28 protein-coding genes, 1 tRNA gene and 2 pseudogenes are annotated in these 25,634 nt (G+C 70.4%); 20 read left to right on the top strand and 11 right to left on the bottom strand.

The window, feature by feature from the left end:
• Positions 1 to 45 precede the first annotated feature (45 nt).
• From ACIRVK_RS07550 to ACIRVK_RS07535, 4 genes and pseudogenes are all read left to right on the top strand, one after another.
• Positions 46 to 456, top strand: a pseudogene (locus tag ACIRVK_RS07550) (Mov34/MPN/PAD-1 family protein); the annotation flags it as partial.
• A 154-nt stretch (positions 457 to 610) separates the two neighbouring features.
• Positions 611 to 706, top strand: coding sequence for a putative leader peptide (locus tag ACIRVK_RS07545; RefSeq protein ID WP_404244481.1), 96 nt, complete (start codon positions 611 to 613; stop codon positions 704 to 706).
• A gap of 109 nt (positions 707 to 815) precedes the next feature.
• A complete protein-coding gene (locus ACIRVK_RS07540) occupies positions 816 to 1,094 on the top strand; it encodes a MoaD/ThiS family protein (RefSeq protein WP_242773018.1) in 279 nt (92 codons plus the stop codon).
• 6 nt (positions 1,095 to 1,100) lie between these two features.
• Positions 1,101 to 2,051 carry a PLP-dependent cysteine synthase family protein gene (locus ACIRVK_RS07535; protein WP_404244480.1) on the top strand — a complete coding sequence of 317 codons (951 nt, stop codon included), beginning with the start codon at positions 1,101 to 1,103 and terminating at the stop codon, positions 2,049 to 2,051.
• Positions 2,052 to 2,064: 13 nt separating this feature from the next.
• Here the strand turns inward: ACIRVK_RS07535 and ACIRVK_RS07530 are convergent, their stop codons facing one another.
• Complete coding sequence (locus ACIRVK_RS07530; RefSeq protein ID WP_404244479.1) at positions 2,065 to 2,517, bottom strand: type II toxin-antitoxin system PemK/MazF family toxin; 453 nt, start codon at positions 2,515 to 2,517, stop codon at positions 2,065 to 2,067.
• A 213-nt stretch (positions 2,518 to 2,730) separates the two neighbouring features.
• Between ACIRVK_RS07530 and ACIRVK_RS07525 the strand changes: the two genes are divergently transcribed.
• The gene (locus ACIRVK_RS07525; RefSeq protein WP_404244478.1) at positions 2,731 to 3,483 is read left to right on the top strand and encodes an MBL fold metallo-hydrolase; all 753 of its coding nucleotides are present in this window, start codon (positions 2,731 to 2,733) and stop codon (positions 3,481 to 3,483) included.
• Positions 3,484 to 3,551: 68 nt separating this feature from the next.
• On the opposite strand, the gene ACIRVK_RS07520 is transcribed toward ACIRVK_RS07525, so the two are convergent.
• On the bottom strand, positions 3,552 to 4,802 hold the full coding sequence (locus tag ACIRVK_RS07520) for a PTS transporter subunit EIIC (RefSeq protein WP_404244477.1): 1,251 nt from the start codon (positions 4,800 to 4,802) through the stop codon (positions 3,552 to 3,554).
• A 113-nt stretch (positions 4,803 to 4,915) separates the two neighbouring features.
• Positions 4,916 to 6,205: pseudogene (locus ACIRVK_RS07515) on the bottom strand (PTS transporter subunit EIIC).
• A gap of 127 nt (positions 6,206 to 6,332) precedes the next feature.
• On the opposite strand from ACIRVK_RS07515, the gene ACIRVK_RS07510 reads away from it, so the two are divergent.
• The 4 genes from ACIRVK_RS07510 to rdgB all read left to right on the top strand — a co-directional run bounded on the left by ACIRVK_RS07510 (position 6,333) and on the right by rdgB (position 8,570).
• A complete protein-coding gene (locus ACIRVK_RS07510) occupies positions 6,333 to 6,566 on the top strand; it encodes a glucose PTS transporter subunit EIIB (RefSeq protein ID WP_404244476.1) in 234 nt (77 codons plus the stop codon).
• Positions 6,567 to 6,647: 81 nt separating this feature from the next.
• Positions 6,648 to 7,385: a ribonuclease PH gene (gene rph / locus ACIRVK_RS07505; protein WP_404244475.1), complete on the top strand. Its 738-nt coding sequence runs from the start codon at positions 6,648 to 6,650 to the stop codon at positions 7,383 to 7,385.
• A gap of 142 nt (positions 7,386 to 7,527) precedes the next feature.
• Positions 7,528 to 7,935 (top strand): hypothetical protein, encoded by a 408-nt coding sequence (locus ACIRVK_RS07500; protein WP_404244474.1) that lies wholly within the window; start codon positions 7,528 to 7,530, stop codon positions 7,933 to 7,935.
• 32 nt (positions 7,936 to 7,967) lie between these two features.
• On the top strand, positions 7,968 to 8,570 hold the full coding sequence (gene rdgB / locus ACIRVK_RS07495) for an RdgB/HAM1 family non-canonical purine NTP pyrophosphatase (protein ID WP_404244473.1): 603 nt from the start codon (positions 7,968 to 7,970) through the stop codon (positions 8,568 to 8,570).
• 47 nt (positions 8,571 to 8,617) lie between these two features.
• Here the strand turns inward: rdgB and ACIRVK_RS07490 are convergent.
• From ACIRVK_RS07490 to bcp, 3 genes are all read right to left on the bottom strand, one after another.
• Positions 8,618 to 8,693: transfer RNA gene (locus ACIRVK_RS07490), tRNA-Leu, on the bottom strand.
• Positions 8,694 to 8,702: 9 nt separating this feature from the next.
• A complete protein-coding gene (locus ACIRVK_RS07485) occupies positions 8,703 to 9,359 on the bottom strand; it encodes an HNH endonuclease signature motif containing protein (protein WP_404244472.1) in 657 nt (218 codons plus the stop codon).
• A 139-nt stretch (positions 9,360 to 9,498) separates the two neighbouring features.
• The gene (gene bcp / locus ACIRVK_RS07480; protein WP_404244471.1) at positions 9,499 to 9,966 is read right to left on the bottom strand and encodes a thioredoxin-dependent thiol peroxidase; all 468 of its coding nucleotides are present in this window, start codon (positions 9,964 to 9,966) and stop codon (positions 9,499 to 9,501) included.
• 104 nt (positions 9,967 to 10,070) lie between these two features.
• Here bcp and ACIRVK_RS07475 point away from each other — a divergent pair, with 104 nt between their 5' ends.
• Both ACIRVK_RS07475 and ACIRVK_RS07470 read left to right on the top strand, forming a co-directional pair.
• Entirely contained in the window at positions 10,071 to 10,400 is a 330-nt protein-coding gene (locus tag ACIRVK_RS07475; protein ID WP_404244470.1) for a DUF3618 domain-containing protein, read from the top strand.
• A 22-nt stretch (positions 10,401 to 10,422) separates the two neighbouring features.
• A complete protein-coding gene (locus ACIRVK_RS07470) occupies positions 10,423 to 10,779 on the top strand; it encodes a GroES family chaperonin (protein WP_404244469.1) in 357 nt (118 codons plus the stop codon).
• A gap of 61 nt (positions 10,780 to 10,840) precedes the next feature.
• Here the strand turns inward: ACIRVK_RS07470 and ACIRVK_RS07465 are convergent, their stop codons facing one another.
• Positions 10,841 to 13,282 carry a transglycosylase domain-containing protein gene (locus tag ACIRVK_RS07465; protein ID WP_404244468.1) on the bottom strand — a complete coding sequence of 814 codons (2,442 nt, stop codon included), beginning with the start codon at positions 13,280 to 13,282 and terminating at the stop codon, positions 10,841 to 10,843.
• A gap of 204 nt (positions 13,283 to 13,486) precedes the next feature.
• On the opposite strand from ACIRVK_RS07465, the gene ACIRVK_RS07460 reads away from it, so the two are divergent.
• Genes ACIRVK_RS07460 through ACIRVK_RS07445 form a run of 4 tightly spaced genes read left to right on the top strand, consistent with a single transcriptional unit; the run spans position 13,487 to position 16,960 of the window.
• Positions 13,487 to 14,287 (top strand): ABC transporter permease, encoded by an 801-nt coding sequence (locus ACIRVK_RS07460; RefSeq protein WP_404244467.1) that lies wholly within the window; start codon positions 13,487 to 13,489, stop codon positions 14,285 to 14,287.
• Positions 14,280 to 15,101, top strand: coding sequence for an ABC transporter permease (locus tag ACIRVK_RS07455; RefSeq protein ID WP_404244466.1), 822 nt, complete (start codon positions 14,280 to 14,282; stop codon positions 15,099 to 15,101). Before ACIRVK_RS07460 ends, ACIRVK_RS07455 begins: the two co-directional genes overlap by 8 nt.
• 5 nt (positions 15,102 to 15,106) lie before the next feature.
• Positions 15,107 to 16,090 (top strand): ATP-binding cassette domain-containing protein, encoded by a 984-nt coding sequence (locus tag ACIRVK_RS07450; protein WP_404244465.1) that lies wholly within the window; start codon positions 15,107 to 15,109, stop codon positions 16,088 to 16,090.
• A gap of 33 nt (positions 16,091 to 16,123) precedes the next feature.
• Complete coding sequence (locus tag ACIRVK_RS07445) at positions 16,124 to 16,960, top strand: DUF1707 domain-containing protein (protein ID WP_404244464.1); 837 nt, start codon at positions 16,124 to 16,126, stop codon at positions 16,958 to 16,960.
• A 27-nt stretch (positions 16,961 to 16,987) separates the two neighbouring features.
• On the opposite strand, the gene ACIRVK_RS07440 is transcribed toward ACIRVK_RS07445, so the two are convergent.
• Entirely contained in the window at positions 16,988 to 18,322 is a 1,335-nt protein-coding gene (locus tag ACIRVK_RS07440; RefSeq protein WP_404244579.1) for an SGNH/GDSL hydrolase family protein, read from the bottom strand.
• 186 nt (positions 18,323 to 18,508) lie between these two features.
• On the opposite strand from ACIRVK_RS07440, the gene ACIRVK_RS07435 reads away from it, so the two are divergent.
• The gene (locus tag ACIRVK_RS07435) at positions 18,509 to 19,903 is read left to right on the top strand and encodes a DUF445 domain-containing protein (RefSeq protein WP_404244463.1); all 1,395 of its coding nucleotides are present in this window, start codon (positions 18,509 to 18,511) and stop codon (positions 19,901 to 19,903) included.
• A 75-nt stretch (positions 19,904 to 19,978) separates the two neighbouring features.
• Positions 19,979 to 21,508 carry an MFS transporter gene (locus ACIRVK_RS07430; protein ID WP_404244462.1) on the top strand — a complete coding sequence of 510 codons (1,530 nt, stop codon included), beginning with the start codon at positions 19,979 to 19,981 and terminating at the stop codon, positions 21,506 to 21,508.
• Positions 21,509 to 21,745: 237 nt separating this feature from the next.
• Here the strand turns inward: ACIRVK_RS07430 and ACIRVK_RS07425 are convergent, their stop codons facing one another.
• Positions 21,746 to 22,048: a hypothetical protein gene (locus tag ACIRVK_RS07425; RefSeq protein WP_404244461.1), complete on the bottom strand. Its 303-nt coding sequence runs from the start codon at positions 22,046 to 22,048 to the stop codon at positions 21,746 to 21,748.
• Between the two features lie 215 nt (positions 22,049 to 22,263).
• Between ACIRVK_RS07425 and ACIRVK_RS07420 the strand changes: the two genes are divergently transcribed.
• Positions 22,264 to 22,686, top strand: coding sequence for an Hsp20/alpha crystallin family protein (locus ACIRVK_RS07420; RefSeq protein WP_404244578.1), 423 nt, complete (start codon positions 22,264 to 22,266; stop codon positions 22,684 to 22,686).
• Between the two features lie 137 nt (positions 22,687 to 22,823).
• Entirely contained in the window at positions 22,824 to 23,273 is a 450-nt protein-coding gene (locus tag ACIRVK_RS07415) for a DUF2267 domain-containing protein (protein ID WP_404244460.1), read from the top strand.
• A 226-nt stretch (positions 23,274 to 23,499) separates the two neighbouring features.
• Here the strand turns inward: ACIRVK_RS07415 and ACIRVK_RS07410 are convergent, their stop codons facing one another.
• Positions 23,500 to 24,438: an alpha/beta hydrolase gene (locus ACIRVK_RS07410; RefSeq protein ID WP_404244459.1), complete on the bottom strand. Its 939-nt coding sequence runs from the start codon at positions 24,436 to 24,438 to the stop codon at positions 23,500 to 23,502.
• A gap of 47 nt (positions 24,439 to 24,485) precedes the next feature.
• On the opposite strand from ACIRVK_RS07410, the gene ACIRVK_RS07405 reads away from it, so the two are divergent.
• Positions 24,486 to 24,971, top strand: coding sequence for a MarR family winged helix-turn-helix transcriptional regulator (locus ACIRVK_RS07405; protein WP_404244458.1), 486 nt, complete (start codon positions 24,486 to 24,488; stop codon positions 24,969 to 24,971).
• 110 nt (positions 24,972 to 25,081) lie between these two features.
• Here the strand turns inward: ACIRVK_RS07405 and ACIRVK_RS07400 are convergent, their stop codons facing one another.
• Positions 25,082 to 25,429 carry a DUF1330 domain-containing protein gene (locus tag ACIRVK_RS07400; RefSeq protein ID WP_404244457.1) on the bottom strand — a complete coding sequence of 116 codons (348 nt, stop codon included), beginning with the start codon at positions 25,427 to 25,429 and terminating at the stop codon, positions 25,082 to 25,084.
• Positions 25,430 to 25,634 lie beyond the last annotated feature (205 nt).

Here is a 25,634-nt window from a genome sequence, read left to right as displayed (position 1 = left end):
TACCGGTCCTCGGTATGGGGCAGCCCACACGCTTATCCTGCGAGCATGCTGACCATCACCCAGGCCCTCGTTGACCAGATCGTCGCGCACGCCCGCAAGGACCATCCCGACGAGGCGTGTGGCGTCGTCGCCGGGGCGGCGGGGTCGGACCGGCCCGAGCGGTTCGTTCCGATGCTGAACGCGGCGATGTCGCCCACGTTCTACGAGTTCGACTCCGGCGACCTGCTCAGGCTCTACCGCGAGATGGACGACCGCGACGAGGAGCCGGTGGTGATCTACCACTCCCACACCGCGACCGAGGCGTACCCCTCCCGTACCGACATCTCCTACGCCAACGAGCCGGGCGCCCACTACGTCCTGGTGTCCACCGCCGACACCGACGGCCTCGGCGACTTCCAGTTCCGCTCGTACCGGATCGTGGAGGGCGAGGTCACGGAGGAGGAGGTCAGGGTCGTGGGGGGGGGGGGGGTGGGGGGGGGGGGGGGGGCCGCCCCCCCCCCCCCCCCCCCCCACGACCCTGACAACCGCCGATCTCGCCGTTCGGTCAGAATTCATCCAGCATGTGGGATGACACTCCGGGACCCGGACCGGGAATCGATACGATGAGCCCATGGTTCTGAACGACGTGAGCATCGAGGCGCCGGGCGTGCTGCTCGTGGCGCGGCTGCACGTCGACCTGTGCAGGCTGAACAGCGCCATCTGTTGACGCTGCCCTGCCGCCGTACGGCCGTGAGCCGCGGCCCCCGGAGCACCACCAGCACTTCGCGCCGCCGCGCGCCCACCGACCCGACACCTTCCGACAGGAGCCCGCAACCATGGCCATCGAGGTCCGCATCCCCACCATCCTCCGCACCTACACCGACGGCCAGAAGGCGGTGGAGGGCACCGGGGACACCCTCGCCGAGCTCTTCGCCGACCTCGAGACCCGGCATGCGGGCATCCAGGCCCGCATCGTGGACAACGGGGAACTGCGCCGCTTCGTCAACGTCTACCTCAACGACGAGGACGTCCGCTTCCTCGAGGGCATCAACACCAAGGTCGCCGACGGCGACAACGTGACGATCCTGCCGGCCGTGGCCGGCGGCATGGCCTGATCCTCGATGCGTTACGACTCCCCGCTGGCCGCGGTCGGCAACACCCCGCTGGTGTGCCTGCCGCGGCTGTCGCCGTCCGCCGACGTCCGCATCTGGGCCAAGCTGGAGGACCGCAACCCGACCGGCTCGGTCAAGGACCGCCCCGCCCTGCACATGATCGAGCAGGCCGAGAAAGACGGCCGGCTCACGCCCGGCTGCACGATCCTCGAGCCGACCAGCGGCAACACCGGCATCTCCCTGGCCATGGCGGCCAAGCTCAAGGGCTACCGCATGGTGTGCGTGATGCCTGAGAACACCTCGCAGGAACGGCGGGACCTGCTCGGCATGTGGGGCGCCGAGATCATCTCCTCGCCGGCCGCGGGCGGCTCCAACACGGCCGTACGGGTCGCCAAGGAGCTCTCCGCCGAGCACCCCGACTGGGTGATGCTCTACCAGTACGGCAACCCGGACAACGCCGGCGCCCACTACGCCACCACCGGCCCCGAGATCCTCGCCGACCTGCCCTCCGTCACCCACTTCGTGGCCGGCCTCGGCACCACCGGCACCCTGATGGGCGTCGGCCGCTACCTGCGCGAGAACAAGCCGGACGTGAAGATCGTCGCCGCCGAACCGCGCTACGACGACCTGGTGTACGGCCTCAGGAACCTCGACGAGGGCTTCGTACCGGAGCTGTACGACGCCTCCGTGCTGACCACCCGCTTCTCCGTCGGCTCGGCCGACGCCGTCACCCGCACCCGCGAACTCCTCCAGCAGGAGGGGATCTTCGCCGGCGTCTCCACCGGCGCGGCCCTGCACGCCGCGATCGGCGTCGGCACCAAGGCGCTGAAGGCGGGCGAGAGCGCCGACATCGTGTTCGTCGTCGCCGACGGCGGCTGGAAGTACCTGTCGACCGGCGTCTACACGGCGGCGACCACCGAGGAAGCCATCGAGACCCTGCACGGCCAACTCTGGGCGTGAGTCCCCGCCGGACTCACGTCGCCAGGTGACGGACCTGGTCCCACAGGACCGGGTCCACCACCCCGACCCTGCGCCGGAACTCCCACACCGGCACCTCGCGCAACTCGTCGGTCTCCAGGAAGCTCGCCCGCCCCCGGGCGTCGCCCACCGCACCCGGCGGCAACGGGATCACCCCGGCCCGCTCGTCGTGGTACTTACTGGTGATCTTCGCGACCGTCGCCCGCTCCCCGTGCACCACCAGCACCAGACACGGCCGGTCCTTGCCGCCCGGACCGTCCTCGAACGGCACCGCGGCCCACCAGATCTCCGCCGGCCGCGGCCGGTCCGCCACCCGCCCCACCGGACGCCCCGGCGGACGTGACCGCCGCCCTCCGGGCCGCCGCCCCCGCCCCCAGCCGTCGACGAGCGTGGCGACCAGCGCGAGCAGTACCACCGCCGCGAGCGCCAGCCACCAGGACGTGTCCATGGGCATGACGTTACCGGGGCGCGCGTTCCGTCGCGCGCCCTCTCCCGCGCCTCACCCGCCCCGCTTCCAGCCGAACCGGTGACACCACAGGTGAGTTCGCCCACAACAGCCCTTGCCGGAGGAGCGACGGGGGGTTTTGCGCCTTACGCTCGACGGACCGCACGACCCCCGTCTCCTTCCCAGAAAAGTCCCGCCAGCGGAGGTTTCTGTTTCATGAAGCTCACCGTCGTCGGCTGCTCGGGGTCGTTCCCGTCCGCGGAATCGGCCTGCTCGAGCTACCTCGTCGAGGCCGACGGCTTCCGGCTGCTTCTCGACATGGGCAACGGTGCCCTGGGCGAGCTGCAGCGCCACTGCGGTCTCTACGACCTCGACGCGATCTTCCTCAGCCATCTGCACGCCGACCACTGCATCGACATGTGCGCGTACTTCGTCGCGCGCTACTACCGCCACGACGGCGGCCGCTGCGACCCGCTCCCCGTCTACGGACCCGAGGGCACGGAACACCGGCTGACCACCGCCTACGCGGACACCCCCACCGCCTCCTCCATGAGCGAGGTCTTCGACTTCCACACCGTCAAGCCGTCCACGTTCGAGGTCGGCCCGTTCACGGTGCACACCGAGCGCGTGGCCCACCCCGTGGAGGCGTACGGCATCCGCGTCGAGCACGCCGGGAAGTCCCTCACCTACTCCGGCGACACGGGCCTGAGCCCCGCCCTCGAGGAACTCGCCCGCGACACCGACCTGTTCCTGTGCGAGGCCGCCTTCACGCACGGCAAGGAGAACATCCCCGACCTGCACCTCAACGGCCGCGAGGCGGGCGAGACGGCGAGCCGGGCGGGCGCCCGCCGCCTGGTCCTCACCCACATCCCCCCGTGGACGGACCCCCAGGTCAACCTCACCGACGCCCGCGCGGTGTACGCCGGCCCGGTGGAACTGGCGGCACCGAGGGTGTCGTACGAGATCTGACCCACCAGGCACGGCGAAGGCCCCGGCACCTCCTCGGTGCCGGGGCCTTCGCCGTGCCGTACGCGACCTCACGCCTTGGTGAGATCCTCGACCTCCTCCTCGGGCTCCCGGCCCGGGGTGGGGAGGTTCCACTTGGTGATGGCGAAGCGGAAGACGAAGTAGTAGATCGCGCCGAAGACGAGGCCGATGGGGATGATCAGCCAGGGCTTGGTGGCGAGGGACCAGTTGAGGCCGTAGTCGATCGCACCGGCGGAGAAGGTGAAGCCGGCGTGCACGCCCAGGGCCCAGGTGATCGCCATCGACAGGGCGGTGAGCACCGCGTGGATGCCGTAGAGCACCGGGGCGATGAACATGAACGAGAACTCGATCGGCTCGGTCACACCGGTCATGAAGGAGGTCAGCGCGAGCGAGATCATCATGCCCAGCACGGCCTTGCGGCGCTCCGGGCGGGCGGAGTGGGCGATGGCGATGGCGGCGGCCGGCAGACCGAACATCATGATGGGGAAGAAGCCGGACATGAACTGGCCGGCCGTCGGGTCACCGGCGAAGAAGCGGGTGAGGTCACCGTGGACGACGGTGCCGGCGGAGTTCTTGAAGTCGCCGATCTGGAACCAGGCCACGGAGTTGACGAACTGGTGCATGCCGATCGGGATCAGCGCGCGGTTGACGAGACCGAACAGGCCCGCACCGAAGGCACCGAGACCGGTGATCCACTCGCCGACGTGCGAGATGCCCTCGCCGATCGGCTTCCAGACCAGGCCGAAGAAGACACCCATGATCAGGCCGACGAAGGCCATGATGATCGGCACCAGTCGCCGGCCGTTGAAGAAGCCGAGCCAGTCGACCAGCTTGGTGCGGTGGAAGCGCTGCCAGAGCACCGCCGACAGCAGACCCATGATGATGCCGCCGAGCACACCGGGGTTGTTGTAGGTCGCGGGTATGTCCGCGCCCGCCTGGATCTTCGCCGCGGTGACCGGGAACGCCTTGAGGACGTTGCTGTAGACCAGGAAGCCGACGAGGCCCGCGAGGGCGGTGGAGCCGTCGGACTTCTTCGCGAAGCCGATGGCGACACCGATGCAGAACAGCAGCGGGAGGTTGTCGAAGATGGCGCCGCCCGCGGTGGCGAAGACCGCCGTGACCTTGTCGGGCAGGTGCAGTTTGTCGTGAACGTCCTGCTGGCCCAGGCGCAGAAGGATGCCCGCCGCCGGCAGCACGGCGATCGGGAGCTGCAGGCTTCGTCCTACCTTCTGCAGGCCCTGGAACAGGCCGGAGCCCCGCTTCTTCGCGGGGGCCGCCGTTGGCGCGGTGGCGGTGGTCATAGACTTCCTCCATCGGGTGGTGGTCTACACCACTCAGTGGTGTAGACCTGTTGTAGCACGATGAAGGCGACATAAGGAACCCACGATTCCAGTGACCGTGGAACTACCGTGCGCTACGCCTTGGTGACGTCCGCGCGCTCCTCCTCCGGCTGCCTGCCAGGGGTCTTGAGGTCGAACCGCGTGATCGCGAACCGGAACACGACGTAGTGGACGACCGCGAAGCACAACCCGATCGGGACGACCGCCCACGGCCGCGTCGCCGGGTTCCAGTTGATGACGTAGTCGATGAGACCGGCCGAGAAGCTGAAACCGTCATGCACGCCCACCCCCCCAGGTGACCGCCATCGACACCCCCGTCAGCAGCGCGTGCACCGCGTACAGCAGCGGCGCGATGAACAGGAACGAGTACTCGATCGGCTCGGTGATCCCCGTGACGAACGAGGTCGGCGCGGCCGACGGCATCAGCCCGCCGACCTCCTTGCGACGGTCCGGCCGTGCGCGGTGCGTGATCCCGGCGCCGCCGCCGGCAGCGCGAACATCATGATCGGGAAGAACCCGGACGTGAACTGCCCCGCGTGCGGATCGCCCGCCAGGAACATGTTGATGTCACCGTGGACCACCGTCCCGTCCGGCTTCGTGAAGCTGCCGAACTGGAACCAGATGGGCACGTTCAGGAACTGGTGCAGCCTTACCACCAGCAGCGCCCGGTTCGCCACCCCGAACACGTCCGCGCCCCAAGCTCCCAGCCCCTTCGGTCAGTTGCTGAAATGCTCCAGCCCGTCACCGATCGGCGGCCACACCCACAGACACAGCGCCGCGAACGTGATCGCGACGAACGCCATGATGATCGGCACCAGCCGCCGCCCGTTGAAGAACCCCAGCCGGTCCACCAGCTTCGTCCGGTGGAAACGCACCCAGAAGAACGCCGCCAGCAACCCCATCACGATGCCGCCGAACACCCCCGGATTCTGGTACGTGAACGCCGTCGCCGACCCGTCCGAGGCCTTGCACCCGATCCCGGCCACCGCCTTCGCCGCGGCCCCGCAGCCCTTCGGGAACTGTCGCAGCACGTTGTAGTAGACGAGGAACCCGGCGAGCGCCGCGAGCGCCGTCGAACCGTCCGACTTCTTCGCCATCCCGATGGCCACGCCCACGCAGAACAGCAGCGGCAGCCCCAACGAACCGTCGAGCAGCGCGCCGCCCGCGCCCCCCCATCACCTTGGAGACGTTCGTCCACCCAGCCCGTCCGCCCCGAACACGTCCGGCTGCCCGAGCCGGTTGAGGATGCCGGCGGCCGGCGGGACCGCGATGGGGAGTTGGAGACTGCGGCCCATCTTCTGCAGCCCCTGGAACGTCGACTGCCACCGCCGCCGCGCAGGCGTGATCTCGGTCTCGGCACTCATCTGTTGGCGACCGCCTGCCAGGTGGTGTAGACCAGTGAGGGGCGATTGGGAAGCTGTGACGTCATCTTTCGGTACGTTCGGCGCAATCGCTCGTGAAGTCGGGCCACCTGTGCATGAGGAGACCGCAATGGCCAGCAAGGCTGAGAAGATCGTCGCCGGACTCGGCGGCATCGAGAACATCGAAGAGGTCGAGGGCTGCATCACCCGCCTGCGCACCGAGGTCCACGACGCCTCGCTGGTCGACGAGGCCGCGCTGAAGGCCGCCGGCGCCCACGGCGTCGTCAAGATGGGCACCGCGATCCAGGTCGTCATCGGCACCGACGCCGACCCCATCGCCGCGGAGATCGAAGACATGATGTGAAACCGGCCGGCCGTTCACCGGTAAGGGGCACTTTCCGACGCGGAAGGGGCCCCTTGCGCCGGTGCGGCTAGGCTCAGCGGCATGTCTCGAATCGACGGCCGCACCCCCGAACAACTCCGCCCGATCACCATCGAACGCGGCTGGAGCAAGCACGCCGAGGGCTCCGTCCTCGTCTCCTTCGGCGACACCAAGGTCTTCTGCACCGCCTCCGTCACCGAAGGCGTCCCCCGCTGGCGCAAGGGCAGCGGCGAGGGCTGGGTCACCGCCGAGTACTCCATGCTGCCCCGCGCCACGAACACCCGCGGGGACCGCGAGTCCGTCCGCGGCAAGATCGGCGGCCGCACCCACGAGATCTCCCGCCTGATCGGCCGCTCCCTGCGCGCCGTCATCGACTACAAGGCGCTCGGCGAGAACACCATCGTCCTCGACTGCGACGTCCTGCAGGCCGACGGCGGCACCCGCACCGCCGCCATCACCGGCGCCTACGTCGCCCTCGCCGACGCCGTCGCCTGGGCCCAGGGCAAGAAGCTCATCAAGGCCGGCCGCCAGCCCCTGACCGGCACGGTCTCCGCCGTCTCCGTCGGCATCGTCGGCGGCGTCCCCCTCCTCGACCTCTGCTACGAGGAGGATGTCCGGGCCGACACCGACATGAACGTCGTCTGCACCGGCGACGGCCGCTTCGTCGAGGTCCAGGGCACGGCCGAGGCGGAACCCTTCGCCCGCGAGGAACTCAACGCCCTCCTCGACCTCGCCGTCACCGGCTGCACGGAACTCGCCGCCCACCAGCGCAAGGCACTGGACGCGCCTCTCGAACGGTAAAGGGAACACCAAGAAAAGGCGGCCGAAGCGCAACCCCCGACGCCCGCCCCGGCGTCCCCACGAGTGCGGGCGCACGGCACACCACCGTGCGCCCGACCAGTACGGGGGCCTCACCGAGGCCGGGACAGGGGGGACCGCCACCATGGCCACCGGCCGAGGCCACCACACGCGCCGCATCACCACCACCCTCGCCGCACTCGCGGCCGTCGGCCTCACCGCCGCCGTCACCACCGGCTGCGACGCCGTGAACAAGGCCCTGGACTGCGTCCACACCGCCGACACCGTCGCCACCAGCGTCACCCGGCTCCAGCAGGCCGTGCAGAACGCCGCCAACGACCCCACCCAGCTCGGCGAGTCCCTCGCCGCCATCGACAAGGACCTCGGCACCATCGGCGACAAGACCGACAACGCCGACGTCAACAAGGCGGTCGACGACCTCGGCAACGCCGTGGACAACGTCCGCACGGCCATCAGGAACGGCGACCGCACACCCGACGTCAGCCCGGTGACGCACGCGGCAGGCGAACTGACCAAGGTCTGCACGCCGTAACACCGCTGCGGCGGCCCGGAATACTTGACCCCATGACGCGCTTGATCCTCGCCACCCGCAACGCCGGAAAGATCACCGAACTCAGGGCCATCCTCGCGGAAGCGGGCCTGCCCCACGAACTGGTCGGCGCCGACGCCTACCCCGACGTCCCCGACGTCAAGGAAACCGGCGTCACCTTCGCCGAGAACGCCCTCCTCAAGGCCCACGCCCTCGCCCAGGCCACCGGCCTCCCCGCCGTCGCCGACGACTCCGGCCTCTGCGTCGACGTCCTGAACGGCGCCCCCGGCATCTTCTCCGCCCGCTGGGCAGGCCGCCACGGCGACGACAAGGCCAACCTGGACCTGCTCCTCGCCCAACTCTCCGACATCGCGGACGACCACCGCGGCGCCCACTTCGCGTGCGCGGCAGCCCTCGCCCTCCCCGACGGCACGGAACGAGTGGTCGAGGGCCGACTCCGCGGCGTCCTGCGCCACACCCCCGCAGGCACCAACGGCTTCGGCTACGACCCGATCCTCCAGCCGGACGGCGAGTCGCGAACCTGCGCGGAACTGACTCCGGAGGAGAAGAACGGGATCAGCCACCGGGGGAAGGCGTTCCGGGCGCTGGTGCCGGTGGTGCGGGAGTTGCTGGGCTGAGTTACTGCGAAGGGCGCGGCTCCCAGTAGGGAGCCGCGCCCTGAACGTGGGGCCGACGAGACTCGAACTCGCACTGTCCACTACCTAAAAGTGGTGCCTCCTGCCAAGTTGGGCTACGGCCCCACGTACAGCTTACTGGTACTCGGCGAGCGGTCGCCGCTGGTTGCCGCCCCTGCACCAGGTGCTGGTGATCGCGTGGCAGTTGGGGCACAGGAACCGCAGGTTCTCGATGCGGTTGTCGCGCCAATTGCCGTCGATGTGATCGACCTCCAGTGGGAGCGGATGCCCTCGCCAGACTGCTTCCGTTCCGCATTGGGCGCACCGTTCTCGTATCCCCAGTGCTGTCATCGCCGACTTGAGTCGATCGCTGGGGATGCGCCGAGCCTGGCCGAGGGGCTGCTCGACGAGTAGCCCCTCGGGTGTCCGGGGGCGCCACGCTTTGCCGCGCCGGGTCGGCACCTGAAAGTGCGAGGTGTCGATCCCGTACGCCTTGATCCGGCGACTGATGTGCGTGTGATGCCCGCCCACCACCTCAAGCCCGAGATGCCGTAGGACGTCGCACATGTTCGTCGACGCAGAGACCGCCGCCTGCAGGATCTCCCGAGTCCACTTGACCCCCTCGCGCTCGAAGTGCGAGGTGTCCACCCCCAGCTTCTTCATCCGCCCCAGGACATAGCGCCGCGTCGAACTCCCCGGATCCACCCCGAGCCGTAGCAAGGCCTCCGACAACGTCCGCGCCCCCCGAGCCGCTTCCTCCAGGCGTTCCCTGGTGTACGTGCCGGCCCCCATCGCGCCCCTCCGTTCCGTCCGCGTGTTCGCAGCCCGTACGGAGTAACGAACCGTTTATCGGACAGTTACGCCCGAAACGTAGAGCGGCCCGTACCGGGTCATCCCGGCGCGGGCCTCTCAAGCAGCGGAAACGGAGTCCTCAGATGCCCAGGTCCTTGATGATCTTGGCTACGTGGCCCGTCGCTCGGACGTTGTACAGGGCCCGTTCCACCTTGCCCTCCTCGTCCACGACGATCGTGGAGCGGATGACGCCCATGTACGTCTTGCCGTAGTTCTTCTTCTCGCCGTAGGCGCCGTAGGCCTCGGTGACCTTCTTGTCCGGGTCGGCGGCCAGGGTGACCTTCAGGGACTCCTTCTCGCGGAACTTCGCGAGCTTCTCCGGGGCGTCGGGGGAGATGCCGATGACGTCGTAGCCGGCGCCGGCCAGGACGTCGAGGTTGTCCGTGAAGTCGCAGGCCTGCTTGGTGCAGCCGGGCGTGAGGGCCGCCGGGTAGAAGTAGACGATGACCTTGCGGCCCTTGTGGGCCGACAGGGACACGTCGTTGCCGTCGGCGTCGGGGAGGGTGAAGTCGGGGGCCACGTCCCCGGGCTGGAGTCGCTCGCTCATCGGACCAGCCTAACCGGGGGGCCTGACAGTGCGACGGCGCGCGGAGCTGACAGACTGTCCAGAACAAGCGACAACAACGCATCGGCTGACTCGGAGGCCCCACGGTGGCGGACACGTCGGACACCAGAACCCCGGCGCAGATCGAGGCGGACATCAAAGCCCGCCGCGCAGTGCTGGCCGAGACCCTCGACGAGATCGGGGTGCGGGTGCACCCGAAGACCATCGTCGGTGACGCCAAGGCCAAGGTTGTGTCCAATATCGATCACACGCTGGGACGTGCCTACGTCGGCGTCAACAAGGCCGTCACCGACGTCACGGCCCGGTTCGTGGACGAGGAGGGCGCGCCCCGGCTGGAGCGGATCGTGCCGGTCGCGCTCGTCGCCGTGGGCCTGGTGGGGCTGCTCGCCCTCGGTACCCGTCGGCGCAAGAGCTGAGTGAGAGTTGTAGGTTCAGGGCGTGAGCGCCAAGAGAAACGAGCACAGCAGCCAGCACGACAAGCTGCCCATCCGGATGCTGCACGACCGGGTCCTGGTCAGGCAGGAGACCGGTGAGGGCGAGCGGCGGTCGGGCGGGGGCATCCTGATCCCCGCCACGGCGGCGGTCGGACGGCGGCTGGCCTGGGCCGAGGTCGTCGCCGTCGGGCAGAACGTGCGGACGGTGGAGCCGGGCGACCGGGTGCTGTACGACCCGGAGGACCGTGCCGAGGTCGAGGTGCGGGGCGTGGCGTACGTGCTGATGCGGGAGCGTGACCTGCACGCCGTGGCGGCCGACCGTTTCGAGGGGTCGGAGGACACGACCGGTCTGTATCTGTAGCAAGAGTGCGAGACAGCCGAAAGGGGCTGGTGACGACCTCGTCACCAGCCCCTTTCGGCTGTCACTGTCTTCTGGCCGCCGACTGGGGGCCCGCCGCCGTGCCGGTCGTGGTGCCCCCGTTGTCCGTGCCGGTCGTGCCGCCGTTCCCGGTCGTGCCGCCGTTGGTGGTGCCTCCCGTGGCGCCCCCGTTGGTGGGGCCTCCCGCGGTGCCGCCGCCGGTCGTCGTGCCGCCGTTGGTGGTGCCGCCGTTGGTGCCCGTCGTGGTTCCGCCGTTGGTGGTGGTGCCGGTGGTGCCGGTGGTGCCGCCGGTGGTGGGAGTGCCGCCCGTCGTGGTGGGCGTCCCGCCGTCCCCGGTAGTGCCGCCGTTGTTCTGGCCCTGGGTCGTGCCCTGGCCGCCGTCCCCGGTCGTGCCGCCGTTCTGCTGGCCGCCGCCGGTGGCGGTCGCCGACGGCTGCGGCGGGGCCTGGGTCTGGTCGGCGCCCGCCTGGAGCTGGAGGTCGAAGTCGGTGGCCGGCTTCCCCTGCAGCGCGGCCTTGGTGTACTGCGCCCAGATCTGCGCGGGCGGTCCGCCGCCGTTGACGCGCTGCAGGCCCATCGCGCCGTACAGCGGCTTGTGGGCGGCCGTCACCGGGTCCTGGGCCATCACGGAGACCACGGTGGCCAGGTCGGGGGTGTAGCCGGCGAACCAGGCGGCGGTGTCCTGCTCGGCGGTGCCGGTCTTGCCGGCGGCGGGCCGGTCGGCGGCCTGGGCGGCGGTCGCGGTGCCGTTGTCGACCACGCTCTGCAGGACGGAGGTCGTGGTGTCGGCGGCTTCCCGGCTGATGGCCTGGGTGGTGGTGCTCTTGGGGAGCGCCACCTGCTGGCCGTCCTTGGTGAGGGAGTCGACCAGCGTGTAGGTGGAACGCTCGCCGTGGTTGGCGAGGGTCGCGTAGGCCTCCGCCATGTCGAGGACGCTGGCGGTGTTCACGCCGAGCGCGATGGACGGGGTGGCGGTGAGGTCGGGGGTGCTCGCGGGGATGCCGAGGTCGATGGCGGTCTGCTTCACCTTCGCGGGGCCGACGTCCACGGCCATCTGCGCGTACACCGCGTTGACGGACTTGTCGGTGGCGGTGCGCACGGTGATGTTGCCGTAGTCGACGTCGTCCTCGTTGGCGGGGGCGTAGCTGCCGCCGTTCCAGCCCTGGACGGGGCGTTTGTTGGTGCCGTCGTAGTAGGTGTTGGGGGTGATCATCTCGCCGTCCTGGGTCTGCGAGTGGTTCTGGACGGCCGAGGCGAACACGAAGGGCTTGAAGGTGGAGCCGACCTGGAAGTCTCCGCGGGTGGCGCCGTTGGTGTACTGCTTGACGTAGTCGATGCCGCCGTACATCGCGACGACCTTGCCGGTCTTCGGGTCGACGGAGGCGCCGCCGGCGCGGACGTAGTTGTCGACCTTGTTGTTCTTCTTGTCGAGTTTCGACATCACCTGGTCGTTCACGGAGGCGACGAAGGCGTCCTGCTTGCTCTTGTCGAGGGTGGTGGTGATGCGGTAGCCGCCGTGCGCGAGTTCGTCGGTGCTGACGATCTTGTTCTCGGCGAGGTAGCTCTCGACGGCCTTGACGATGTAGCCGCGCTGCCCGGACATGCCGGTGGAGACGGTCTGCTCCTTGGGCATCGGGAACTTCAGGGTCGCCCGCTTGGCCTGGCTCAGCCAGCCCTTCTTGACCATGCCGTCCAGGACGTAGTTCCAGCGGGCCACGGCCGCCGCCTTGTTCTCGGGGTGCGCGACGACGTCGTACTCGCTGGGCGCGTTGACGAGGGCGGCGAGGTAGGCGGCGTGGGCAGGGTCGAGGTCGGTGGCGTTCTGGCCGTAGTAGGCCTGGGCGGCTGCCTGGATGCCGTAGGCGTTGCGGCCGAAGTAGCTGGTGTTGAGGTAGCCCTCGAGGATCTCGTCCTTGGACTTCTCCCGATCCAGCTTGATCGAGATGAAGAACTCCCTCACCTTGCGGGTGACGGTCTGCTGCTGCGCGAGGTAGTAGTTCTTCACGTACTGCTGGGTGATGGTGGAGCCGGACTGCTTGCCCTTGCCGGTGGCGGTGTTCCAGCCGGCCCGCAGCATCGCCTTGGGGTCGATGGCGGACTCGGAGTAGAAGTCGCGGTCCTCGGCGGCGAGGACGGCGTGCTGGGCGTCCTTGGAGACCTGGGCGAGGGTGACGTTCTCCCGGTTGACCTCGCCGTCGCGGGCGATCTGGGAGCCGTCCGCGTACAGGTAGACGTTGGCCTGCTTGGTGGCGAGCGCGTTGGCCGGCGGGATCTGCACCAGGGAGTAGCCGAGGAAGAACAGGCCGATCAGCAGCAGCACGCCCATGACGAAGGTGCCCAGCACGGTGCGCCAGGTCGGGATCAGCCGGCGCCAGCCCGTTCGCCTGGGCCGCTTCGGCTTCTTGCCGCCCGCATTGGCAGCCCCCTGCGGCCCGTCCGGTGCCCAGCCGGGATTCGGCTGCTGCGGCTGCGGCTCGTCACTCATGTGTTGCACGGACTCCTGTTTCGCGTCGTACGTTCCCGTACGCCCTCGTACGCCTTCTGCGCCCCCTCTTGAAGACTCTCGCACCATGCGTTCCGTTCCCGGACCATGGCACGCTTCCGTACCGAAAAACACGTGGCGTGCGTCACCGCCCGGGCAGTAGGCTCCTGCGCTTCGGTGTCCGGACAGGTGGAGGAGGGCGGGAGCGTGGGCGCGGGACGGTTGTACGCGGCCGTCGTCGCGGGGGGTTTCAGACGGTACGCGACGTATCGGGCGGCGACCGCGGCGGGGGTGTTCACCAACACCGTCTTCGGGCTGATCCTGGTGTACACGTACCTCGCCCTGTGGGACGAGAAGCCCCACCTCGGGGGGTACGACCAGGCGCAGGCCGTCACCTATGTGTGGCTGGGGCAGTGTCTGTACGCGACGCTGGCGATCCAGGGCGGCGGCGTCGAGAAGGACCTGATGGACCGCATCCGCACGGGCGAGATCGCGGTGGACCTGTACCGGCCGGCCGACCTCCAACTGTGGTGGCTGGCAAGCGACTTGGGCCGCTCGGCGTTCCAGCTGCTGGGGCGGGGGGTGATCCCGTTCGCGTTCGGCGCGGTGTTCTTCCCGATGGCGCTGCCGACCCGGCTCACCACCTGGGCGGCCTTCCTGCTGACCCTGCTGCTGGCGATGGTCGTCAGCTTCGGCCTCCGTTACCTGGCGGCGCTGAGCGTGTTCTGGCTCCTGGACGGCATGGGCGTCAACCAGGCCCTGATGGTCACCGGCATCTTCTTCTCCGGCATGGTGCTTCCGCTGAACGCCTTCCCCGGCGTGCTCGGCGACATCGCGCGGGTACTGCCCTGGGCGGCGCAGATCCAGATGCCCGCCGACGTGCTGATGGGGAAGGCCGATCCGCTGGGGGCGTACGCCTTCCAGGCGGTGTGGGCCGTGGTGCTGCTGGCCGCCGGGCGGCTGGTCCAGTCCGCGGCGACCCGCCGGGTGGTGGTGCAGGGTGGCTGAGCCGTCCCGTCCGGGTGAGGGCCTGCGGGCCTACCGGCTGATCGCCGGGATGTGGGTGCGGTCCAGCCTGACCTACCGCACGTCCTTCCTGATCACGGCACTCGGCAACCTGCTGGTGACCGGCCTGGACTTCGCCACGATCCTGTTGATGTTCTCGCGGGTGCACTCGCTGGGCGGCTGGCGGCTGCCCGAGATCGCCTTCCTGTACGGGCTGTCGGCGACGGCGTTCGGGATCGCCGACCTCGTGCTCGGCTCCATGGACGTCCTCGGCGCCCGCATCCGCGACGGCTCCTTCGACACGCTGCTGGTGCGGCCCGCGCCGGTGCTGGCACAGATCGGCGCGGACCGCTTCGCGCTGCGCCGTCTGGGCCGGATCACCCAGGGCGGCCTGGTGCTGGGCTGGTCGCTGTACGCCGTCGACGTCGACTGGAGTGTGGCGAAGGTGCTGCTGGTGCCGGTGATGCTGGTCAGCGGAGCGGCGATCTTCTGCGCGCTGTTCGTGGCGGGCGCGGCCTTCCAGATCCTCGTCCAGGACGCGTCCGAGGTGCAGAACGCGTTCACCTACGGCGGCACCACGCTGTTGCAGTATCCGCCGACCGTGTTCGGCAAGGACCTGGTGCGGGGGGTGACGTTCATGCTGCCCCTCGCCTTCGTCAACTGGGTGCCCGCCTCCTACGTGTTGGGGCGGCCGTATCCCCTGTGGCTGCCGCAGGGGGCGGCCTTCGCGCCGCCGCTGGTCGCGGCGGTGTGCTGTGCGCTGGCCGGGCTGGCGTGGCGGGCGGGGCTGAGGTCGTATCGGAGTACGGGAAGCTGAGGGCTGTGGACGGTCACTTCATCGAACTGGACCGGGTGGAGAAGGTCTTCGACGTGCGCAAGAAGACGGGGTTCCTGAAACGGGAACGCCGGCAGGTGCGTGCCGTCGACTCGATCTCCTTCACCGTGGCGCGCGGCGAGATGGTCGGGTACATCGGCCCGAACGGCGCCGGGAAGTCGACGACGATCAAGATGCTGACCGGCATCCTCACCCCCAGCGGGGGCCGGCTGCGGGTGGCGGGCATCGACCCCTCCCGGGAGCGCACCCGCCTCGCGCACCGCATCGGCGTGGTGTTCGGGCAGCGGACGACACTGTGGTGGGACCTGCCGCTGATCGACTCCTACCGGCTGATGCACCGCATGTACCGCATCCCCGACGCCCGTTACCGCGAGAACCTCGACCGATGCGTCGAACTCCTCGAACTGAGCGACCTGTTGGACGTACCCGTACGGCAGCTGTCGCTGGGCCAGCGGATGCGCGGCGACATCGCGGCCGCGCTGCTGCACGACCCCGAGGTGCTCTACCTCGACGAGCCGACGATCGGCCTGGACGTCATCTCCAAGGCCAAGGTGCGGGGATTCCTGCGGGAGTTGAACTCCGAGCGCGGCACGACCGTCCTGCTGACCACCCATGACCTGCAGGACATCGAGCAGCTGTGCTCCCGGGTGATGGTCATCGACCACGGCCGGCTCATGTACGACGGCCCGCTCACCGGCCTGCACGAGGTGGGTGAGAGCGAGCGGACCCTGGTGGTGGACCTGGAGCGGGAGCTGCCCCCGATCGAGGCGCCGCCCGCGCGCGTGGTGAAGGTGGAGGGGCCCCGGCAGTGGCTGGCGTTCCCGGCGGCCGAGTCGGCGGCGGCGCTGGTGGCGCGGATCGCCGCGCGCTACCCGCTGGTGGACCTCTCCGTACGGGAACCGGACATCGAGGCGGTGATCGCCAAGATGTACGTCGAGCAGGCACAGACCACTCACGACACGGTCTCGTAGCATGGCGCCGGAGGAACTCGTAGGCTGCTGTGCATGACCGACGACGCCGCAGTCCCGGATCTCCGCGCATCCGACGCCGATCGTGAACGAGTCGCCGAGGTCCTGCGGGACGCCCTCGCGGAGGGCCGTCTCGACATGGAGGAGTTCGAGGAGCGGCTGGAGGCCACCTACAAGGCGCGGACCTACGGCGAGCTGACGCCGATCACCCGTGACCTGCCGGCCGCCGGCGTCACCCCGCCGCCCTCCGTGTCGCTCACCAAGGAGCCGGTCGCCGACGGGAGTTGGGCGAGCCGGATCGTCGGCGGCGAGGGTTCCTCGTCGTGGGCCGTCGCCGTGATGTCCGGGTTCGAACGCAAGGGCCGCTGGACCGTGCCCAAGCAGTTCAACTGCTTCGCCCTCATGGGCGGCGGCGAACTCGACCTGCGCGAGGCGAACTTCGCGGACCGCGAGGTCGAGATCAACTGCATCGCGATCATGGGCGGGATGAACATCATCGTGCCGCCCGGCGTCGAGGTCGTCGTGCGCGGCATCGGGATCATGGGCGGCTTCGACCACCGCGAGGAGGGCGTACCGGCCGCGCCCGGCGCGCCCCGCGTGATCATCAACGGCTTCGCCTTCTGGGGCGGCGTCGGCGTCGAGCGCAAACCGACCCGCGAGGAACGCCGGCGCCTGAAGGAGGAGCGCCGCCAGGAGAAGCTGGAGCGCAGGTCCGGGCGGCAACTGGGCGAGGGGTACGGCGATCACCTGCGGATGCTGGAGGAGCACCGGGAGTGGCGCAGCGACCGGCGTGAGGAGCGGCAGGAGCGCCGCGAGGAACGCCGGGACCGGCAGCGGGAACGCCGGGAGCGGCGCGGCCACGGGGACTGGTGAGTCCGCACGACCTCACTCCTCACGTCCTCACAGCCGCGCCGACGGCGCACCCTTCAGCGCCTGGAGGTCGACGGCCTGCGCCATCCGCGCGTAGCCCCGGTCGCTGGGGTGGAGGTGGTCCCCTGAGTCGTAGTCCGGGCGGAGCCCGCGCGGGTTGTACGGGTCCCGCAGGGCCTGGTCGAAGTCGACGACCGCGTCGTACACGCGGCCCGAGCGGATCTCCCCGTTGATCTCATCGCGGACCGCCTCCCGCGCCCCGCTGTACCCGCGGTGGCCCTGGAAGGGCATCAGGGTGGCGCCGACGACCCGGACACCGTGCGCGTGGGCCCGGCGGACCAGGGTGCGCAGCCCGGCGAGGATCCGGTCCGGGTCGGCGAGTTCGGGGTTGCGCAGGATGTCGTTGACGCCGAGTTCGATGACGACGACCTTCACGTTCGGACGGGAGAGCACGTCCCGGGAGAAGCGGTCGAGGCCGCTCTGGTTGTCGGCGGGACGGCCCGTCCCGGCCGCGAGGACCTGGTTGCCGCTGATGCCCTCGTTGACGACGCTGTAGCGCGGCACGTCCTGCCCGGAAGCGACCGCCGTACGCAGCCGCTCGGACAGGACGTCCGTCCAGCGGCGGTCGGCGTTCGGGGTGGAGGTGATGCCGTCCGTGAGGGAGTCGCCGAGCGCGACCACGGTGCCCTCGGCCTCGTCGCTCAGCACGTCCAGCGCGGTGAGGTAACGCCAGTACGGCGTCTGCTCGGTGTACCCGGCGCCGGACGTGTCCTCGGTCCGGTCGCCCACGGCCAGGTACGAGATCTGGCGCGCACGGGGGTGGTAGGTGACCGGGCCCGACGCGGTGGGGGAGTAGGTCGTGACCAGGACGTCGCTGTCCGGCGGCACGAAGACGGCGACGGCGTCGCTGAGCACCTGCCCGCCGGCCGGGACGATCACCGTGGGGTTCCCGTCGAACGTCAGCCGCCGCATGCTCCGCGCGTCCGCCGCCGCGCCGTCCGGGGCGGCGGCCACGGCGATCGACGTGTGCGTGATCGTCAGCGGCGACCGGCCGTAGAGGTTGGACAGCGTGATACGGGCACTCGTACCGCCGACGCTCGTGTGCACGACGTTGCGGATCGAGCGGCCCGCCAGGCCCCCGCTCTCCGTGCCGGGCTCCGCGCCCGCCGGGGCGGCGGCCCAGGCGCCGACCCAGACACCGGCGGAGGCGGGGGCGGCGGAGTCGTAGGCGGCGCCGTTCTTGCCGAAGGCGCTGGTGCCGGTGATGCGCTGGTCGGCGCCGGCACCGATGTATATGGCTGCGCAAAGCCCGACGACCAGGGCGATGATCGCGGACAGCAGGGCATAACCATGACGCTTGGTCATGCGGGTGGTCATGCGGCGAGGTTCTCCTCGGGGAATGGAGCCGGACTGGACCCCGGGGCTCCGGTGTGATCATCCCAATGATGCGGCATGGGGACCCCTCCGACAGACGCCGGGAACTCTTGTTCCGTTCCGGGAGTCGGTCAGGAAGGGACAATGTGTGCAGGGGATCACGAACGGGTGGAGTGGATGGAACGTACGACACCGGACGAGACGGGGGTGGCGGGGATGACGGGGGCGGCGGAGGTGGAGGGCACGCCGGAGCATGCCCGGACGGCTCCCGCCGGCGGCCGCGCCGTTCCCGCGGCGGCGGCCCGCGCGATGACGACGTTCAGCGCCGCCGACGAGGAGAAGCAGCGCGGGGTGCGCCGGATGAAGCTCACCGCGACCGGGCTGCTGCTGTTCGTGGCGCTGGTGTACGTCCTCGCCAAGTGGGCGGACAACTCCGGGGCCGGCGCGTGGGCGGGGTACGTCGCCGCCGCCTCCGAGGCCGGCATGGTGGGCGCGCTGGCCGACTGGTTCGCCGTCACCGCGCTGTTCCGCCACCCGCTCGGCCTGCCCATCCCGCACACCGCGATCATCCCGACGAAGAAGGACCAGCTCGGGGTCTCGCTGGGCGAGTTCGTCGGCGAGAACTTCCTCTCCGAGGCCGTCGTACGGCAGCGGTTGCGGGCCGTGGGCATCGGCAGCCGGCTGGGGGTGTGGCTCGCCGACCCCGAGCACGCGGACCGGGTGACGGCGGAGCTGTCGGCCGCTCTGCGGGGCGCGTTGACCGTGCTGCGGGACTCCGACGTCCAGGCGGTGGTGGGGGAGGCGATCACTCGGCGGGCCGGCACACAGGAGATCGCGCCCGGCATCGGGAAGATGCTGGAGAAGATCGTCGCGGACGGCGGCCACCGGCGGGTCGTCGACCTGGTCGTGACGCGGGCGCACGACTGGCTGGTCTGGCACGACACCGAGATCATGGACGCCGTCCAGGGGGGCGCTCCGGGGTGGACACCGCGGTTCGTCGACAAGAAGGTCGGCGAGCGGGTCTACAAGGAGCTGCTGCGGTTCGTCACCGAGATGCGGGACATGCCCTCCCATCCGGCGCGCGGGGCGCTCGACCGGTTCCTCACGGACTTCGCCTCCGACCTGCAGTCCGACACCGACACCCGGGCGCGGGTCGAGCGGCTGAAGGGCGATGTGCTGGGCCGGGGTGAGGTGCAGGACCTGATCGCCTCCGCCTGGACCGCCGTACGGTCGATGATCGTCTCCGCCGCCGAGGACGAGCGCAGCGAGCTGCGGCTGCGCGTGCGGGCCTCGCTGCTGTCCCTGGGCGCGCGGATGGCCGTCGACCCGAAGGTGCAGGGGAAGGTCGACGGGTGGGTGGAAGGCGCCGCCGTGTACGTCGTGACCACCTACCGCAAGGAGATCACCTCCCTCATCACGGACACGGTGGCCGGCTGGGACGCCGAGCACACGACCCGGAAGATCGAGGCGCACATCGGGCGGGACCTGCAGTTCATCCGGATCAACGGCACGGTGGTCGGTTCGCTGGCCGGGCTGCTGATCTACGTGGTGACGCGGGTGCTGGGGGCTTGAGGGGGCCTGAGCGGGGGGCGTAGGGCCGTCGGTCGGGGATACCCGGTGCGGGTACGCTCGATGAGGAGGGGGCCCATGACCACCGCGGAAGCCGGCACCGGCCGTACCGTGACCACCACCATCCCCGCCCGCCTCGACCGGTTGCCCTGGTCGCGCTGGCACTGGACGATCGTCATCGGTCTCGGGACCGTGTGGATCCTCGACGGCCTGGAGGTCACGGTCGTCGGCAACATCGCCAGTCGGCTGGCGGAGCCCGGCAGCGGGCTGTCGATCACCTCGGGACAGATCACCGGTGTCGCGGCCGCGCTGTACGTGGCGGGCGCCTGCGTCGGGGCGCTGTTCTGGGGGCGGTTGACCGACCGCTTCGGACGCAAGAACCTGTTCATGATCACGCTGGCCGTCTATCTGGCGGCCACCGCGCTGACGGCCGTGTCCTGGCAGGCCTGGTGGTTCTTCCTGTTCCGCTTCCTGACCGGCTTCGGTATCGGCGGTGAGTACGCGGCGATCAACTCCGCGATCGACGAGCTGATCCCGGCGAAGTACCGCGGGCGCGTGGACCTGATCATCAACGGCAGCTTCTGGCTCGGCGCGGTGGGCGGCTCCCTGCTGTCGATCGTCGCCCTCGACACCCACCTGCTGGCCAAGGACCTCGGCTGGCGCCTGACGTTCGCCCTCGGCGCCGTGCTCGCCCTGGTCATCCTGCTCGTCCGACGGCACGTCCCGGAGAGCCCGCGCTGGCTGCTGATCCACGGCCGGGACCGGGAGGCGGAGGAGATCGTCTCCGACATCGAACGGCGGGTGGAGGCGGACAAGGGCGCACGGCTGCCCGACCCCGAGGGTGAACCGCTGGAGATCCACCAGCGCCGCAGCGTGTCCTTCCTGGAGATCGCCCGCACCGTGTTCGGGCAGTACCGTCGGCGGGCCGTCCTCGGGTTCTCCCTGTTCATCGGGCAGGCGTTCCTGTACAACGCGATCACCTTCGGCTTCGGCGCGATCCTGACCAAGTTCTTCGGGGTGCCCGCCGACCACACCGGCTACTACTTCGCCGTGATCGCGGTCGGCAACTTCTGCGGTCCGCTGCTGCTCGGGCGCCTCTTCGACACGGTCGGCCGCCGGGTCATGATCTCCTCGACCTATCTGCTGTCGGGCCTGCTGCTCTTCGGCACGGCCTGGCTCTTCGACCGGGGCTCACTGAGCGCGGGCACGCTCACCGCGTGCTGGTGCGCGGTGCTGTTCTTCGCGTCGGCCGGTGCCTCCAGCGCCTACCTCACGGTGTCCGAGATCTTCCCGATGGAGACGCGGGCCATGTCCATCGCCTTCTTCTACGCCCTCGGCACGGCAGCGGGCGGCATCAGCGGCCCGCTGCTGTTCGCCGACCTCACCGGCACCGGCAAGGTCGGCGACACGGTCCTGGCGTTCTCCATCGGCGCGACCCTGATGTGCCTGGCGGGCCTGGTGGCAGCAGCCTTGGCGGTACGAGCCGAACGCCGCTCCCTGGAGGACATCGCCCGCCCACTGACGGCGGCGGCGGGGTCGATCGCCCGCTCGCGGTCACGGACCTCGCCCCAGGGCCCGGAGCCGGGGTCGCAGGCGGCGACGGCGTAGGGGGGATTTAGTCCGCAGGCAGTCGTGCCCACCGGCCCGTCCCGCGTAGCCCGCAGGCAGTCCCCGGCTCAGCCCGCGGGCAGTCGTGTCCGCCGACCCGTCTCGCGTAGCCCGCGGGCAGTCGTGCCGCTGGCGCGGCACGGGTGGGCGCGGGCGGGCACCCCGTCGCGCCGGGTTGCGCCACCCCGCACGTCCACTGAGACCCGGGGTCAACTGCGAGCGACCTACGTCCCCGCCTCACCCCCGCCGGTCGGCCACCGCCCACGACGCCGCCGCGACCACGCCCGCCACGCCGAACACGGCCGGCCACGCCCCCACCCGCTTCGCCAGCGGATGCGACCCCGCGAAGGCGGCGACATACGCGGCCATCAGTGCCCCGGCCGCCTTCCCGCCCGCCCGCTGCCGCCACTGCTGCGCGGCCGCGGCACCGGCGACGGCCAGTACCGCCCCGCCCAGCTGCCGCTTCTTCGTCCAGCGGGCCACGCCGTGCCCACCGACCAGCCCGCCCGCGGCGACCGCCGCGCTGGGAATCCCGGCCATCCTTCTGCCTCCTGGTGCTGTGACGCATGCTGTGATGATCTGCCCCGAGGTCATGGTCATCCGCCACCGAGACTAGCCCCCACCTGGGCGGAACCGGACCGGGCCCCGAACCGACCCCGATTCCTGAGTCGAGGCTTGTCAAGTTTCCTCCTTCGAGCTATATAAGAAGCCGTAGGGCATCGCACCTCAGCACCTGATGAGAGGAGTGACCCGTGATGCTCATGCGTACCGACCCGTTCCGCGAATTCGACCGACTCGCGCAGCAGGTCTTCGGCCCCACCGGCCGCCCCGCCGCCATGGCGATGGACGCCTACCGGGCCGGGGACGACTTCATCGTCCACTTCGACCTTCCCAGCATCGACCCCGAAACGATCGAGCTGGACGTCGAACGCAACGTCCTGAACGTCCGCGCCGAGCGCCGCAACCCCGCCCCCGAGGGCGCCGAGCTGCTCGTCGCCGAGCGACCCACGGGTTCCTTCACCCGGCAGCTCTTCCTCGGCGACACCCTCGACACGGACCGCATCGACGCCTCGTACGAGGCCGGTGTGCTGACCCTGCGCATCCCCGTGGCCGAACAGGCCAAGCCGCGCCGCATCCAGATCTCGGGCGGCGACGGCCGCAAGGAAATCGGCAACTGACGCCGCACGCGGACACCGCTTCACCAGTGCACCAGAAGCGTCCCGCAGGCTCGCCCGCGCCGGCCGCCTGCGGGACGCGGCACGCCCCCGTGCCCACCAGCCGCCCACCCCGCGTCCACCGGAGGAGAAGCCCGGAGATGACGACCGTGACGACCGCGCCCAGCACGACAAAGACCCCGCGGATCGACACCGGATGGAGAGAACTGATCGAGAAGGTACGGGACCTGGGCCAGTACCCGACTCGCGCGGAGGCCGAACAGGTCACCCGGATCGTCCTGTCCGCCCTCGGCGGCCACGTCGTCGGCGACGAGCGCGTCGACCTCGCCCGCGCCCTGCCCGAGGAGGCGGCCCGGGTGATCGCCGCCCAGATACCGGCCACCCGCCCCCTGACCGCCCAGGAGTTCGTCGACTCGGTGGCCGCCCGCATCGAGGGCGCCACGGCGGCCACGGCCCGCTGGGACGTCAGCTCCGTCCTGTCGGCCCTGACCCAGCTCGTCGACGACGACCTCGTGGACCGCGTCCTACGCCAACTCCCGCCCGGCTACCCCCTGTTGTTCGGCCGCGCGGAACTGACGCCCGCCGCCTGACCGCTGGGATGGCCGCGCAACCGTCCTAGGGGGTGTTTTGAAAGCCCCGCACAGCACCCACGGCGCCCGGCACGCACCCTCGCCGCACCGGCCAAAGGCCCGAGTAGCTCCTCCCCCACTCTCGGCTACGCTCGAGCGGGGGAACCCCCATCTAGGACCTTCGACCGGCACGCCGAGGCCACGCACCGAACACCGCGGGCACCGCACTGGACTTTCAAAACGCCCCCTAGCGACGGTTCGCGGCCGCCGGCGTCCTCGTCGCGTCCGGCGTGCGCAGGTGCTGGGTGAGGAAGAGCGCCGCGCGGTCCAGCGCCGCGTCGGCCTCGTCGAGGACCCCGGCGAAGCACTGGAACACGTGAGGCACGTCGGCGGTGACGTCGAGGACGACGTCCACCCCGGCCGCTCTCGCTCGCGCGGCCATCCGCGTGGAGTCGTCCAGGAGCACCTCGTTGGCGCCCGCCTGCAGGAGCATCGGCGGGAACCCGGTCGGATCGGCGAGGACGGCCGGGCTGAGCAGGGGCTGGTGCGGGTCCTGCCCCGCCAGGTACATGGCCGCGGTGTGGGCCAGGGACTCACGGGTGAAGAAGGGATCGACGCCCGCCTTCGTGTCCATGCTCTCCCCCGTGCGGGTCGCGTCGAGGGACGCCGAGAACGCCACGATCGCGGCGGGCATCGGCAGGCCCGCCTCGCGCGCGGCGAGGCAGGTGGTGACGGTGAGTCCGCCGCCGGCCGAGTCCCCGGCGAACGCGACCGTGGACGGATCCTCACCGCCGTCCAGCAGTGCGCGGTAGGCGCTCAGGGCGTCCTCGATCGCGGCCGGGAACGGGTGCTCCGGGGCCAGCCGGTAGTCAAGGGACAGCGCCCTGAACCCGGTCCTGGCCACGAGGCTGCCGGTCAGCGACAGCGCGGTCTCGGGCGAGCCGAACACGTTGCCGCCGCCGTGGAAGTACAGGATCGTGCCGCTGCGCCCGCCGTCCACCGGCTCGACCAGCAGCGCCGGACGCGGGCCGAGTGACGTACCGGTGGTACGGATCCCGTCCGGGACCGTCATCCCGGCCATCATCGCCCTGAACCCGGCCCGGATCTCCTCGACCGGCCGGGGGCCCTCCGGTATGGGCCGCTGCCTCAGCATCGCGTCGATCATCGCGCGCTGGTCCGTGCTCATCACTGCTCCCGTCGACGCCGTAACTAGCTGCCGCTACACTATATGCCGTGGCATATAAATCAAGCGACGGGTCGCCGACGACGGTCGACCTGGCGGGCTTCTTCTACGACCTGGTCCGGTGCGAGACGCGGCTCTACAACGACCTCAACGACCGTCTTCGCGAACGGCACGGCATCGTCACGTCGCAGTTCGAGTTCCTGCGGCACCTCCGTGACCACCCGGGCGCCCGGGTGGCGGATCTCGCCGCCGCGTTCGCGGTAGGAATCGGCGCGACCAGCAAAGGCGTCGACCGCCTGGAGAAGCAGGGCTGGGTCGTCCGGCAGCCGAACCCCTCCGACCGCCGGTCGTCGCTGCTCGCATTGACCGACGACGGCCTGACACTGGCCGACGCGGCGGAGCGCACCTTCACCGAGGGCCTGGACCAGTTGGTCGCGGCGAACCTCGGAGCCTCCCTCACCCCCGCAGTCGCCCAGGTCTTCGCGGACCTCCGCGCCACGCTGGAACGCGAACAGATCGGCATGCCGACGGGGTGAGGCCCTGGCGGGCGGGGGCAGGGGGGGGCGTGGGCGGGCCGCCTGCCCGTCCGGCGCGCGAGCGGAGTACGCGGCGCCGATCCTCAACGGCAGCCGGCTGCGGCGTTCCGCTACCCCGCCGCCATTGCCTCGCGGAAGCCCTTCGCGGTCACAGCGGCGTCGTAGCCCTCGGGCACGCCCGGCACCAGGATGATGTCCCCCTCGATGTGCCGGGACCGCAGCGGCGCGATCTCCTGGTACGCCGCCGAGTCCCACCAGCCGCGAGCCTCGTCGATCCCGGGGAACCCGATGACCACGACATGCCCGGGCCACCTCCCCTCCTTCACTTCGTGCCCCGCCCCGTGCACCAGGAACCGACCCCCGTACGGCTCCAAGGTGCCGCCGATGCGCTCCATGTACTCGGCGATCTCCAGGTGAGGGGTGGCCTCGCGCAGGTGGGCTATGGCGTAGGCGGTCATGGTTTCCCTCCGGGGTGGCAGGTGGTGGGCTCCGTATGCGGACGATCGTGGCAGGTGGGGGTGGCGGGGGCGATTACCCGGCGGGTAATGGCCGGGGTGGGGGACAGGGTGTGCCACGGCGGGCGTTATCCCCGTTGCGTTGGGAGCAGGACGTGGCGCCGCCGCCGTCTCAGCCGAACGGCAGTTCGCCGTTCGCGGCCGGGTC

The sequence above is a fragment of the Streptomyces sp. NPDC101152 genome (assembly GCF_044768275.1).
Lineage (GTDB): Bacteria > Actinomycetota > Actinomycetes > Streptomycetales > Streptomycetaceae > Streptomyces.
This window is presented reverse-complemented; position numbering and strand designations above follow the sequence as displayed.